Here is a 13,744-nt window from a genome sequence, read left to right as displayed (position 1 = left end):
GATTCGGACCGCCGAGCCTGGAGAGACAAGGAGGGGAGAATGGCCAAGAACCAAAACAATGACACGCCGCGCCAGGACGCGAATGCGTCCGCCGGACAGGGCGTAGCGCTCGATAGCGTCACCTCGCTTATCCTGACAGGAGCCGACATCGTCGGCATCGGCGAAGAAGCCGAAATCCTTGTCGGCGGCAAGAACTATAATACCGCCCTTATCAGTCAGATCCAGGGCATCCGGGCTCCCCAGTTTCGGGCCGTGGCCTCGGTGGCCTTTCACCGGGTGCTGGACGAAACCAAGGTCAACGCGGCGCTTATCCGCGAAGTGGTCAACGACGGCTACCGCCGGGTCAACTGGAATGATGAGGAAGTCAACAGCGATCCGGAATACATGAAGAACCTCGTGCGCAGCATGGCCGAGGAAGCCCGTTTAAAGACCGCTGACGCGCCGGGTTCGTCGATAAAGTTGCGCACGTTTATCAATAACGTGGTCGAAGGCTTCGCCACCTCCCCCGAAGGCATCGACCAGTTGCGCAAGCGTTCCGTCCTCGTCCAGGTGGCCATCCTGACCGTGGATATGCCGGCCGAGGTGCGCGAGGCCGTGTCCAACGGCTACAATGACATCTGCCGCGAGGCCGGTCTCGAAGACGTGCCCGTGGCCGTGCGCTCCTCTGCCGCCGGCGAGGACAGCCGCAAAAAAGCCTTTGCCGGCTTGCAGGACACCTATCTCAACATCGTCGGTGCTGCCCAATGCGTGCGCGCCTACCAGTGGGACTGCGCTTCGGCTTATAATCTGCGTTCCATGACCTATCGCCGCGAGGCCATTCTCGACGCCGTGGCCCTGGCCGAACGCACCGGCGACGACGCCATCGCCGAGCAGGCCAAGCTGGAATGGGCCATTGAGAACACCTCGCTGTCCGTGTGCATCATGCGCATGATCAACCCGGTGATCTCCGGCACCGCTTTTGCCGCCGACACCGCCACCGGTTGCCGCGGCACCGCGCGCAACGACCTCGTGTCCATCGACGCCAGCTATGGCCTGGGCGAAGCCGTGGTCGGCGGTATGGTCACCCCGGACAAGCTCTACGTGTTCCAGCGCGACGACGGCTCCGAAGTCGTTATCCGCAACATGGGCTATAAAGATAAGAAGATCGTCTACGACGACAAGGAAGGCGGCACCAAGCTGGTCAAGGTCTCGGAAGAGGAGGCCTACCGCTGGGCGCTCTCCCTGGCCCAGGCCGAGGAAGTGGCCCGGGGCGTGCGCGCCATCTCGGTCGCCTACGGCGACTGCATCATGGATACGGAATTTTGCATCGACGAATCCGACCGCCTCTGGTTCGTCCAGGCCCGGCCCGAAACCCGCTGGAACGAAGAACTGGAGCGCCACCCCGACACCATCTTCATGCGCCGCATGGAAGTGGAGAAGCGGGCGGCCCTGGCCGCCGAAGTCATCCTTGAAGGCAACGGCGCATCGCGCGGGGCCGGCCAGGGCATGGTGCGCTTTTTGCGCTCGGCCCTGGAGCTCAATAAGATCCAGAAGGGCGACATCCTGGCTGCCGAGCGCACCGACCCGGATATGGTGCCCGGCATGCGCGTGGCCTCGGCCATCCTGGCCGATGCCGGCGGCGACACCAGCCACGCCGCCATCACCTCCCGGGAACTGGGCATTCCGGCCGTCATCGGCATCCAGCGTGCCGAGACGTTGCGATCGCTTGACGGCCAGTATGTGACGGTCGATGGCTCGCGCGGCTGCGTTTACCGGGGCCTGCTCCCCTTGCAGGAAGTCGGCGGCGAGATGGATCTCTCCAAGCTGCCGGCCACCAAGACCAAGGTGGGCCTGATCCTGGCCGATGTGGGCCAGGCGCTGTTTTTATCGCGCTTGCGAAACGTCCCGGACTTTGAAGTGGGGCTGTTGCGGGCCGAATTCATGCTCGGCAACATCGGCGTGCATCCGCAAGCCCTGGAAGCCTATGACAACGGCACCCTGCCAACACTTATTGACTCCAAGGTCAAGGAGCTGGACTCCAAACTGACCAAAATCGTGCGCGAGCAGCTCGGTGCCGGGTTTATCAACGTGCAGATCAAGCTGCGCCGCTATGTCGGTCTGGTCACAGGCCTGTCTGCCGAACTCGAAGACCTGGCCGACCACTCCGGCGCACGCGGCACCGACGAAGTCATGGCGGTCCATCGCCGCATCCGGGAATTCGAGAAAAAGCTCGACCATCACCTGGAAGAGGTCACGCGCCGGCTGGATCTGCTCAAAACCTCGGCCGATCTTGAAACCCATGTGGCCATCATCCTCGGCTACTGGGACGAGATGCAGCACAAGGCCGTGGACCCCGACGCCATCAAGCGCCGCTACGAGATCAAAGCCCGCATCGAAGACCGGGTCAACGCCGTGGCCGACGATCCCATGGTCAAGGACACCCTGGCCATGATCGCGGCCATGCGCCAGGAAGTGGCCCGGCAAGTCGGCATCAAGGGCCAGATCGACGATCTGACGGCGCTTTTGGGCAAAATCCGCAAGCAGCTCACCTCGCGGGGCTTTCGCAGCGGCAAGGAACTCTACGTTCAGACCCTGTCCCAGGGCCTGGGGCTTTTTGCCATGGCCTTTCATGGCAAGCCGATCCTGTACCGCACCACGGATTTCAAATCCAACGAGTATCGCAACCTGCTCGGCGGCAACCTGTTTGAATCCCTGGAAGACAACCCTATGCTGGGGTATCGGGGCGTGTCGCGCAACATCCACGACTGGGAAATCGAGTCGTTTAAGCTGGCGCGCGGCATTTACGGCGGCAAGAATCTGCACATCATGCTGCCGTTCGTGCGCACGGTGGAAGAAGCCACGGCCACCAAGCGCTACCTTGAACGGGTGCACAAGCTCAATTCCGGCGACGATGGCCTGAAGATGTTCATCATGTCCGAAATTCCGAGCAACGCCATTCTGGCCAAGCAGTTCATCCAGGAGTTCGACGGCTTTTCCATCGGCTCCAACGACATGACCCAGATGGTGCTTGGCACCGACCGCGACAACCCGGCTCTGCGCCACATCTACGACGAAGAAGACCCGGCCGTGGTCTGGGCCGTGCTGGTCACCATCTTTGCCGGACAGAAATACGGCAAGAAGGTCGGTTTCTGCGGCCAGGGCGTGTCCAACAGCCTGATCCTGCGGGGGCTTGTCGGCATCGCCGGCATCGTGTGCGCCTCGGTTGTGCCCGACACCTACTATCAGACCAAGTTCGACATGGCCCATGTGGAAGCCGAGGACATCCCGGTAAGCAGCCTGGGTGTCTGGCTTGGCGAGCAGCATCTGGCCCGGCTCAAGGTGGTGCTCCAGGCCAACAAGTACGAACACATCGCCAAAAAGTACGACACCGCCGCCGACATCAAAGACTGGTATGACGGCGAACTGACGCGGCTGGCCGAGCAGCTTCGGGAAAACCTGGAGACCGCCAAGGCCAATTTCTATCGCCAGGAGATGGAGTTGTTTCGCCGGCAGTTTCACAAGCCGGTGCTCTACGCCACCTGGGATTGGCCGGGCACGGTCTATGACGCCCTGCGTCAGGCCGGCTTCGACAACTTCGAGGAACAGGCGGTGGCTCTGGCCGCCCAGCGCGCCAAGATTTGGTAATAAACGGCGTTCGGGACGGTTCCCGGCGTTGACCCTGTTGCTTCATGCTTGCAAGGGCCTTCCGACATGTTCGGGAGGCCCTTTTTTGGTGTGCCCGGCAGGGCGCACGCCCTTGGCGGTGGTAAGGACGGGGCCTTGTGGCTCCCTTCCCCGAGAGGTCGCCGCCAACCGGGGGAGAGAGGGGCGCGGCCTTGCAAGTCGGCGGTTTCCCTTTGCAGCGGGTCGCGGCAATGGCGGGGCAGGTCAAGGGGATACGCTCCAAAAAAAACGCCCGGGACCGAGATCCCGGGCGTTTGGCGGCTGGTGAGGCTGGGGCTACAGCTTGCTGAGGATGTTGTCGTCGATCCAGTGCTGGTCCCACCATTCGATGGGTGAGGTCTCCTGGCCAAACACCAGGACGCCGAAGTGGAGATGATCGCCGGCGGCCAGGCCGGAGACACCGGTCTTGCCGAGGATTTCCCCTTTTTTGATATCCTGGCCGACTTTGACGTCGATCTGGCGCAGATGGGAATACAGCGTTTGCAGGCCCAGACCGTGGTCGATGATGACGGTCTCGCCGTAGATGCCCAGAAAGCCGGCAAAGACCACCTTCCCGGTATTGGCGGCCGGAACCGGCGCGCCTTCCAACGAGGCCAGATCCACGCCCATATGGGTTTGCTGGTCGATTTCCCGGTTTTGGTAATAATAGGTCCGGTGATCGCCGAAACCGGCCCGGGGGGCGGCGTTGGGCAGGCGCAGAAAGGCCTTTTTGTCCCAGAGCATGGTGGGGGCGCTTTTTTGGGCCAATTCCTTGAGGAATACGCTGTTTTGCCGGCGGATATCGTTGTTCACCCGCAGATAGATCTGCAGATTGTCCCGGGTGTCGGTGATGATGTTATAGTATTGCGGCATCTTCGAGTCGAGAAAGGCATCGGAGATGTTGAGCTTGTCGTCGCGAAACTTCCTGGGAATGGCTTGATAGCGAAACGAAGCCATGCCGACGTTGCCGGCCTTGTCCGTGACTTTGACCTTGGGCACGAAGTTTTTCGGGTCCATGTTGTACGGGAAGACATAGAGGCCGAAGTATTTTCCGTTGTCGAGTTTGCTGGCCGGGTAGAATTCGTCGCCAACGACAACGCCGGCGCTCTCTGTATTTTCATTGACGGAAAAGGACACGGCGCCAACGCCCCCCTGGCGCACGATGTGGGCCATGCTGAGGACGTCCACCCGGGGCGGGGTGGTATCCAGGGTGATCTGGCGGGTCAGGCTGGCGGTGTTGCCGGCACCGAAATTGGCAATGGAACGGTCGGTGGCGGTAACGGCCAGGGTGAAGGGTCCGTCGTGCAGGCCGGCCGGTTCCAGGGTAAAGGTTTCCACGGCGTCGCGCACGGGTGTGGCAAACGTTTTGTCGAGCAGGGTGATCTGTTTGGCGTCCTGGCTGACCACGACCTTGGCGCTTTTAAGGCCCGACCCGACATCGCCCAGAGTCAGGGTGAACTCGCGCTTGGGCGAGGCCATTTCGCTGTCCGGGACCAGGGCGATTTCCGGTTTTCCCTTGTCGGTAAGCAACAGATAGCCGGCTGCGCCGCCGGCCAGGGCAAGAATCAAAAATGCACCGAAGATAAGTCTTTTCATGGTAGCAACCTCGCATTCGCGCCACGGTCATACCGACCTGCTTCCGGCAGTGCAAGCCCGGGGCGCTGGCCAAACGGCGGGCAGGCGGCGGGCTTGCGCAGAGTGGACCTGTCACGGTAGGGTTTTTTTGGAATAACGTCTTGCATGGCCAGGAGCAGACTCTATGACGCGCAACCGGACAGGGGTGATCATTCTTGGCATTGTGAGCCTTTGCCTGGCACTGGCGGTCGGCCGGGGAGCCTTTGCAGCCCAGACCGAAGAGGACGGGCTGTGGCGGTCCATCGCCGACGGCCTCACGCAAAACATCGCCATCAAGGGCCAGGAACTGGCCCGCATGCGCCAGCAACTGCCGGCCGAGAAAACAGCCCTGGCGGCAAATCTGGCCCACAGCAGCAGCCGGCTGGACCAGTTGCTCCTGCTGCGGGGCGTGGCCGGGGACACTCCCTGGGCGTCGCGAACCCTTCTCCTGGAGCTTGCCGAACTCTCCCGCGCCGTCGATGTGGCCGGCAGTTCCCTGGAAGACATGCAGGCAACCCTGGCCCGCACCAAACAGGAATACGCCACCCTGCGCCAGATCCGCGCCCAGAACGCCAGCCGGGAGTATGCCGAACTCATCAGCGAGGAACTGGCCGGGCCGGGCCGCGATTTCAAGGAACTCAAGCACGCCGTGGACACGATCAAAGCCGAAGTGGACGACGCCCTGGCCCAGGCTGCGGCCTTGTCCGCTGACATTGAGGCGGCGCGCGTTGATGAGACGGAACGCTTTATCGAGGTGTTTGGCCGGACGTATTTTGAATCGTCCGGCTCGCTGCTGCGTCTGGCCAATCTGCTGGAGGTGCTTGACGATATCCAGGAATGGGCGAATGCCGGGCCGCGTTTTTGGGGGCCGGTGCTGGCCTTTATGCCCTGGGCCGGGTTGCTCGGCCTGACCGTCGTTGACAGTCTCGTGGCTCTGGGCCTTTTGCGCCTGCTGCTGCGGCGTCACCCGGAAACCTGGCTGGCGCTGCGTCCGGGGCTGGTCTGTCTGGCCCTTGGTGCCGGGTTGTTTGCTGCCCGGCATTCGGTGCTGTATGCCGCCAACCAGTTTACCTCGCTTCTCTGGGTCTCGATCATGGCCTACGCCCTGTTTCGCCTGTCCAACGGCGGACGCGAACTGGCCGTGTTGTTTGCCTGTTTCCTGGCCGGCATTGTCCAGGATGCGGTCAACCTGCCGGCCTCGGCCGTAAGCGCCCTGTGGGTTGTGGTTGCCTCAGGCGGGGCCTGGCGTCTGCACCAGGGCCGGTCCAGCCGTGCTGTGGCCCTGTGGCTGCTTGGGGCGGCCGCCGCAGCCAGCCTGTTCGGTTTCGGACCCCAGGCGGTCATTGCCGTGCAGGCCGTTTTTATGTTGCATCTGGCCATCTATGTCTCCGGCACCGTGCAACGCTGGCTGGGCGAACTGGCCGGCGGCCGGGAGCGGTCCCTGGCCCATCTGGCCCAACCCCTGGCCGTGACCGTGCTGGCGGCCCTCTACATTGCCTGGGTGTTGGTTTTTATGGGGGGGCCGGGGCTGGTGGAACACGTTTTCGCCATGACCTTTGCCGTCGGCAAGGCTGCCATTTCCCTGGAAGCCGTTTCCTGGCTGATCGTTGTTTTTTTTCTGCTGCGCCTGCTCCAGGCCTGGTTTCAGGAGCTGCTGGCCTTTGTCAATTTCCGGGGCAGGCCCATGGACGCGGGGCTGGCCCATACCGTGGGCGCGGCGTTTTCCTATGTGACCTGGACGCTTTTCATGCTGTTCGCGCTGCGCCTGTTCGAGGTGCCGCTGGGTGCGCTGACCTGGATTGCCAGCGGTCTGTCGGTGGGTATCGGTTTTGGCCTCAAAGACATCGTCAACAACTTTGTCAGCGGGCTGATCATCATGTTCGGCGGGGCGGTCAAAAAGGGCGACATCATCCAGCAGGGCAAGAATCTGGGCGAGGTTGTGGATCTGTCGGTGCGCAACACCATCGTGCGCACCCTCGATAATACCACGGTCATCATTCCCAATTCGAGCTTTTTGCGGGGCGAGATCGTCAACCTCTCCTACCACGACACCACCATGCGCCTGACTATCCCGGTGACGGTGGCTCCTGGGACGAAAATCAAGAAGGTCAAAAAATTGTTGCAGTCAATCGCCAAAGAGCATCCCGATGTCCTTAAAAAGCCGGCCCCGGAAGTGCTGCTGCGCACTCTCGGCCGTCTTGGTCTGGAATTTGATCTGCAAGTATGGATTGATAATTTCCTCAAAAAGTTTGTGGTGCAGTCGGAGCTGGCCACCACCATCGACCAGACCTTCCAGGAAAATAAGATCCTGGTGCCGTTCCAGGGCGTCAAGTTGAAATACAAACCCAAGGGCACCGAGGCCATGCAGCTCGAAGCCAGTCGTGAAGCCTTGCGCCAGAAACGCTCCAGCGTGTTTGGCCGGGTGCGCCTGTTGCGCCGGGTTCATGCCCGGCGACGCTGGCCGGCCCCGGCGGTTATGGGCGGAGTGGAAGAGTGATGCGCGGGGCGAGCGGGCAAGCTGTTGTTGGCCTCCGGCCGGGCGATGTTTCTGGGCGCGGGGGAAGCGTGCTGCGGCGGGAGACAGGACGGGGCGTTGTTGGCCTCCGGCCGGCCGGTGGGCAGGGGCGCAGGGGAAGCGTGCTGGGGCTCTTGGCGCAGGGGGCGGTTCTTGGTGCTGTATTCATCCTTTTTTTCTGGGTGGGGCAGGGCGTGTGCGGTCCCGAAGCCGCGAAAACAGACGTCCCCCTGGCCGGGCAAACCAGCACCCCGGAGCCTGACGCCTCCCCGGCCGGGCAAACCAGCGTCCCGAAACCCGACGCTTCCCTGGCCGCGCATGCCCTGGCCGCAGAGCTGGATGCCTCCCTGGCCGGGCGGACGCTGCTGGTCGGGGTGGCGGTGGCCCCGCCGTTTGTCGAACAGGACGCCAACGGGAGCTATCAGGGGCTGGCCTACGATCTGTGGGAAGATGTGGCTCATGATCTTGGGATACAGTATAAGGTCGTTGAATACGACATGGAAGGGCTTTTAAACGCCGTGCATCTCGGAAAAGTTGCTGTCGGCGTCTCGGCGTTGGGACTGACAGCCGAACGTGAAACGGTAATGGATTTTTCCCAGGCATTTTACTATTCAGGTCTTGGCATTGCCGTTGCTGCGCAGACGGAAAGCATCGTGGCGCGCGTTTTGGATGCCGTTTTTTCCCAGCGCGTGTTGTTCTACGTTGGCTCCCTGATGGCCTTGCTGCTGGTGGTCGGGGTTCTTGTCTGGGCGCTTGAGCGTCGGCGCAATCCCGAGCACTTCCGCCCAGGCCGCAGCGGTATCGGCGACGGCATGTGGTGGTCGGCCGTGACCATGACTTCGGTGGGCTATGGCGACGCCACGCCCAAAACCCTGCTCGGGCGGGTCCTTGGCATCGTGTGGATGTTTGCTTCGGTGGCCTTGCTGGCGTCCTTCACCGCCGGCATCACCTCGTCGCTGACCCTGGACAGTCTGGCCGGCCGCGTCCATGGCCCGGATGATCTGCATCTGGTCCGTACCGGGGTGGTGGCCGACAGCGCCGCCGAGGAGGAGTTGGTTGACAGCCATATCGGCGTTCGGCGCTATGCTACCGTGGAGGCGGGCCTGGCCGCTCTGGTGGGCGGCGAACTCGACGCCTTTGTGCACGACCAGCCGATTCTGCAGTATTACCAACACAGGGGCTTTACCGGCGATGTGCGTGTCCTGCCCGTTTTTTTTGATCCCCAACTTTATGGCTTCGCCTTCCCGCGCGGGGCTTTGCTGCGCAAAGCGGTCAATGTGGCCATGTTGCGCCGTCTGGCGGACAGCGATTATCGCGCCCAGCTTTATGGACCCTACCTGGGGAAGAATGCCATCAAATAGTCAACTGGCCGACACCGCGCGGACAATGCGGCCAAAGCCTGCCCCGCTATGGCAGTGGCGTGGCACAACTCCAGTTAATCGCTTGACTTTTGGGGGCGTCTGGTGGAGACAAGCAGCATTTGCCAAGATCGGCCATGGCGCAGGCGTTGCCTGGGCCTTTGCGTCGGGAGAGCGTTGCTAACGAGAGGAGAGCGCATTCATGCCAGCATTCATTTCCCGCCCAAACGCCCAAAATAATTTTTATTTCGTCGTTCTTGCAGCGCTTGCCCTGACGGCGGCCCTGGCGGGATGCGACAAGGCCAAACCACAGGCCGCAGCCCCGACGCCGGTGGAAGTCACGGTTATCGAAGCCAAACCCGTCACCGCACCGCTCAATGTTGACGGCATCGGCCATGTCTATGCCGTGACCACGGTCAATGTGCGCTCCCAGGTCACGGGCGTGTTGCAAAAAACGCTTTTTGCCGAAGGTGATGTGGTCAAGCAAGGCCAGCCGCTCCTCGTCATTGATCCAGATTCCTACAAAGCCAAGCTTGATGAGGCCAAAAGCACCCTGGCTCGCGACAAGGCCACGGCTGCCCAGGCCAAACGCGAGTGGCTGCGCTATAAAGACCTCGTGGCCAAGGCCGTCATCAGCCAGGAAGACTATGAGCAAAAACGCACGGCCTGGCAGCAGGACGAAGAGCAGGTGAAGGTTGACGAGGCCGCCGTGGTCAGCGCCAAGGTCAATCTCGACTACTGCTACATCGCCGCCCCCTGTACCGGCGTGGTCGGTCTGCAGCAGTTTAAGACCGGCAACCTGATCGAAGCCAACAAAGACACCATCATTACGCTCAATCAGATCGAACCGATCAACGTGCAATTCTCGGTGGCTGAAAAGTACCTGCCCGACATCCGCACCCATGCCGGCAAAGCCACCCTGGCCGTGGAAACCCGCTATCCCGGCCGCTCCGAAGTGGCCGCCAAGGGCGTTTTAAACGTCATCAACAACACCGTGGACGTCAACACCGGCACCATCACCCTGCAGGGTGTGTTTCCCAACACCGACCGCGCCCTGTGGCCCGGCCAGTTTGTGGACGCAACCGTGGTGCTGACCGACACCGCCGATACCATCCTGGTGCCCTCCAGCGCCGTGGCCAACACCCAAAACGGTGTCTCGATCTTTATCGCCAAGCCCGACAACACCGTGGAAATCCGACCCGTGACCGCCGGACGCAAGATCGGAGCCGATACGGTCATCGAAAAGGGCCTGGCCCCGGGCGAACGCGTCATCACTTCGGCCCAGATCAAGCTGTTCCCGGGTGTCCCGCTCACCGTCGTCGCCCAGGAAAGCTACAAGGAAGGCCCTGTTTCACCGGCAGCCGTGGCGGACAAGGAAAAGAAACAGTCCACGCCTTCCAGGGAAGGTCAGGGGAAATAGCCATGACCGACCTTTTCATCAAGCGGCCGGTGGCGACGACGCTGCTGATGGCCGCCCTCATCTTTTTTGGCATTGTCTCCTATTTCTCGCTGCCCATCAGCGAAATGCCGAGCATCGATTTTCCCACCATCCAGGTGACGGCGTCCCTGCCCGGTGCCGACCCGGAAACCATGGCCTCGGCCGTGGCCACGCCGCTGGAGCGGCAGTTCACCTCCATTTCCGGCCTGCAGTCCATGAGTTCGTCCAACTCCTTGGGCTCCACCACCATCACCTTGCAATTCGATCTGTCGCGCAATATCGACGGTGCCGGCACAGACGTCCTGACCTACATCAACGCCGCCCAGGGCAGCCTGCCTACGCAAATGCCGAGTCCGCCGACCTTTCAAAAGGTCAACCCGGCGGACATGCCCATCATCTATATCCGCGTCTCCAGCGACACCATGCCGCTGTATCGCGTCACCAACTACGCCAAGGTCTACATCGCCCAGCGCATTTCCATGATCAACGGCGTGGCCCAGGTGGCCGTGTACGGCGACCAGACCTATTCGCCCCGGGTCCAGGTCAACCCCGACAAACTCGCTGCCCTGTCCATCGGCATCGATCAGGTGGCCACCGCCTTTAGCAACGAAACCGTGCTCCAGCCCACCGGCTCCCTCTATGGTCATGATAAACTCTTTACCATCAAGGCCCAAGGGCAGTTGACCAGCGCCACTGCCTACAACCGCCAGATCATTGCCTACAGAAACGGCAGCCCGGTGCGTCTCCAGGATGTGGGCTTCGCCATCGACTCCACCGTCAACGACAAGAACGCCGCCTTTTTCAACCAGCAGCAAGGTATTGTTATCGCCGTCAAACGCGCCGCCGGCACCAATACCATCCAGCTCGTGGACTCCATCCGGGCCATGATCCCGTCCATTGAAGCCACGCTGCCGCCGTCAGTCGGCCTCGAATTTCTTTACGACCGCTCCATTTCCATCAAGGAAGCCATCGACGACGTCCAGTTTACGCTGCTGCTTTCCATCGGCTTGGTCGTGCTTGTGGTCTACCTGTTCCTTAATAACCTTCCGGCCACCATCATCGCCAGTCTGGCCCTGCCCACAGCCCTTATCGGCACGCTTTCGATCATGGTGTTTTTTAATTTCTCCATCGACAACCTCTCGGCCTTGGCCATCATCCTGGCCGTCGGGTTCGTGGTGGACGATGCTATCGTTATGATCGAGAACATCGTGCGCCACACCGAGATGGGCAAAAAGATCATGCAGGCCTCTCTGGACGGGGCGCGCCAGATCGGCTTCACCATTATCTCCATGACCCTGTCCCTGGCCGTGGTTTTTATCCCCATCATGTTCATGGCCGGCATCCTGGGGCGCGTGCTCAACGAAATGGCCGTGACCATCACGCTGTGCATCCTCGTCTCGGGCTTCGTCACTTTGTCGCTTACACCCATGCTGTGCAGCCGCTTTCTTTCGGGCAAGATGTCCGAGTCCGGCCGGATTTTCAAATGGTTCGAGCGGGGGTACGAAAAGACCCTGCATCTGGCCCTGCGCTTCCGCTTTTTCGTCATGATCCTGTCTGTGGGGGTTTTGGGCCTGACTTTTTGGCTGTTTACAGTCATCCCCACCGGTTTTATTCCGGCCACGGATTCGGGCATCTTCTATGCCTTCGGCATGGCCGAACAGGCCGCCTCGTTTGATACCATGAAGGACCGCGTGCTCAAGGTCGGCCGCATCTTCATGTCCGATCCGGATGTGTTTAAGTTTATCGGCGTGGTCGGCGTCGGCGGTCCCAACACCTCCATGAACAACGCCGCCATGTTCCCGCTGCTCGGACCCATGAAGACCCGCAAACGCAGCGCCCAGCAAATCATCGACGATCTGCGGCCCAAGATGGCCCAGTTGCCCGATCTGTTCGTGTTCATGTACAACCCGCCCTCGATCCAGATCGGTGGCAAGCAGACCAAGGCGCTCTATCAGTTTACGCTCCTATCCCCTGATCCGGGCGAATTGTACCCGGTGGCCCGCAAGATGGCCGGATCGATGCGCCAACTCAAGGAACTGGCCGACGTCAACACCGACATGCAGATCGACGGACCACAATTGCGCCTCGATATTGACCGCGACAAGGCCGAAGCCCTGGGCGTGACCGCTTCTTCCATCGAAACGGCGCTCATGACCGCCTACGCCGCGCGGCAATTGACCAACCTGTATGGCGCGACCGACACGTATAAGGTCATCGTCGAGGTCCAGCCCGAGTTCCAGCGCCGGCCGGATCTGCTCAATAAGCTCTATGTGCGCTCCAATCAGGTCGATTCCAATGGCCTGCCCATTCTCGTCCCCTTAAACGGGCTGGTCAAAATGACCGAAGATGTCGGGCCGCTGGTGGTCAACCACACCGGCCAGCTCACCTCGGTCACCATCTCCTTTAACACCGCCGGCAAATATTCCATCGGCGAGGCCGTGGCGGCCATCGAAGCCTTGTCAAAAAAGGAACTGCCCAGCAACATCAGCTACATCTTCGAGGGACAGGCCACAGCCTTTAAGGAATCCCTGGCCAGTGTGCCCTTCCTGCTCTTTTTGGCCATCATGATCATCTACCTCATTCTCGGCATCCTCTACGAGAGTTTCATACATCCCATCACTATTCTGTCGGGTCTGCCCTCGGCCGCCCTTGGCGGTCTTATTACGTTGCTTGTTTTTGGCCGTCAGCTCGATTTGTACGGCTTTATCGGCATCATCATGCTCATCGGTATCGTCAAGAAGAACTCGATCATGGTCATCGACTTTGCCATTGAAGCGGAAAAAGAGGGCAAGACTCCCTTTGAAGCCGTGTTCGAGGGCTGTATCGTGCGCTTTCGTCCCATCATGATGACCACTGTGGCGGCCATCGCCGGCATCTTCCCCATTGCCCTGGGCATGGGGGCAGGCGGCGACGCCCGGCAGCCCCTTGGCCTTGTTGTGGCCGGCGGCCTCATTATCTCCCAGGTCGTCACCTTGTACCTGACGCCGTGTTTCTACACGTACATGGATCAGCTCCAAACCTGGCTGGTCGGCCATAAGGCCGACAAAGAAGAATAGCCGCAGCGCAGGCGCGTGCGCCCTTACCAACCCAGCCGCAAGGCCGGGGCGTCGCTGGACGCTTCGGCCTTGCGGCTTTTTAAGGCCAACCGTGGGATTTCTCCGGCTCAGGCCGTTGGTT

6 protein-coding genes are annotated in these 13,744 nt (G+C 61.1%); 5 read left to right on the top strand and 1 reads right to left on the bottom strand.

What is annotated here, in order from left to right; genetic code table 11:
* Positions 1–39 precede the first annotated feature (39 nt).
* On the top strand, positions 40–3,624 hold the full coding sequence (locus GTA51_RS02305) for a PEP/pyruvate-binding domain-containing protein (RefSeq protein WP_160958332.1): 3,585 nt from the start codon (positions 40–42) through the stop codon (positions 3,622–3,624).
* A 315-nt stretch (positions 3,625–3,939) separates the two neighbouring features.
* Here the strand turns inward: GTA51_RS02305 and GTA51_RS02300 are convergent, their stop codons facing one another.
* Positions 3,940–5,238: a peptidoglycan DD-metalloendopeptidase family protein gene (locus GTA51_RS02300; protein WP_160958330.1), complete on the bottom strand. Its 1,299-nt coding sequence runs from the start codon at positions 5,236–5,238 to the stop codon at positions 3,940–3,942.
* Positions 5,239–5,401: 163 nt separating this feature from the next.
* Here GTA51_RS02300 and GTA51_RS02295 point away from each other — a divergent pair, with 163 nt between their 5' ends.
* The 4 genes from GTA51_RS02295 (at position 5,402) to GTA51_RS02280 (ending at position 13,623) form a co-directional block, all read left to right on the top strand.
* Positions 5,402–7,753 carry a mechanosensitive ion channel domain-containing protein gene (locus tag GTA51_RS02295; protein ID WP_160958328.1) on the top strand — a complete coding sequence of 784 codons (2,352 nt, stop codon included), beginning with the start codon at positions 5,402–5,404 and terminating at the stop codon, positions 7,751–7,753.
* A 140-nt stretch (positions 7,754–7,893) separates the two neighbouring features.
* The gene (locus GTA51_RS02290; RefSeq protein ID WP_343039437.1) at positions 7,894–9,132 is read left to right on the top strand and encodes a transporter substrate-binding domain-containing protein; all 1,239 of its coding nucleotides are present in this window, start codon (positions 7,894–7,896) and stop codon (positions 9,130–9,132) included.
* Between the two features lie 199 nt (positions 9,133–9,331).
* Positions 9,332–10,549, top strand: coding sequence for an efflux RND transporter periplasmic adaptor subunit (locus GTA51_RS02285; RefSeq protein ID WP_160958327.1), 1,218 nt, complete (start codon positions 9,332–9,334; stop codon positions 10,547–10,549).
* A gap of 2 nt (positions 10,550–10,551) precedes the next feature.
* Positions 10,552–13,623: an efflux RND transporter permease subunit gene (locus GTA51_RS02280; protein ID WP_160958325.1), complete on the top strand. Its 3,072-nt coding sequence runs from the start codon at positions 10,552–10,554 to the stop codon at positions 13,621–13,623.
* The last annotated feature ends 121 nt before the right edge of the window (positions 13,624–13,744 follow it).

This window comes from Solidesulfovibrio aerotolerans, assembly GCF_009856865.1.
Taxonomy (GTDB): Bacteria; Desulfobacterota; Desulfovibrionia; order Desulfovibrionales; family Desulfovibrionaceae; genus Solidesulfovibrio; species Solidesulfovibrio aerotolerans.
The sequence above is the reverse complement of the archived record's forward strand: the minus strand, read 5'-3'. Positions and strand labels throughout refer to the sequence as shown.

Coding starts and splice junctions, on each gene's coding strand:
- GTA51_RS02305 (WP_160958332.1), top strand. CDS start 40: ATGGCCAAGAACCAAAACAATGACACGCCGCGCCAGGACGCGAATGCG.
- GTA51_RS02300 (WP_160958330.1), bottom strand. CDS start 5,238: ATGAAAAGACTTATCTTCGGTGCATTTTTGATTCTTGCCCTGGCCGGC.
- GTA51_RS02295 (WP_160958328.1), top strand. CDS start 5,402: ATGACGCGCAACCGGACAGGGGTGATCATTCTTGGCATTGTGAGCCTT.
- GTA51_RS02285 (WP_160958327.1), top strand. CDS start 9,332: ATGCCAGCATTCATTTCCCGCCCAAACGCCCAAAATAATTTTTATTTC.
- GTA51_RS02280 (WP_160958325.1), top strand. CDS start 10,552: ATGACCGACCTTTTCATCAAGCGGCCGGTGGCGACGACGCTGCTGATG.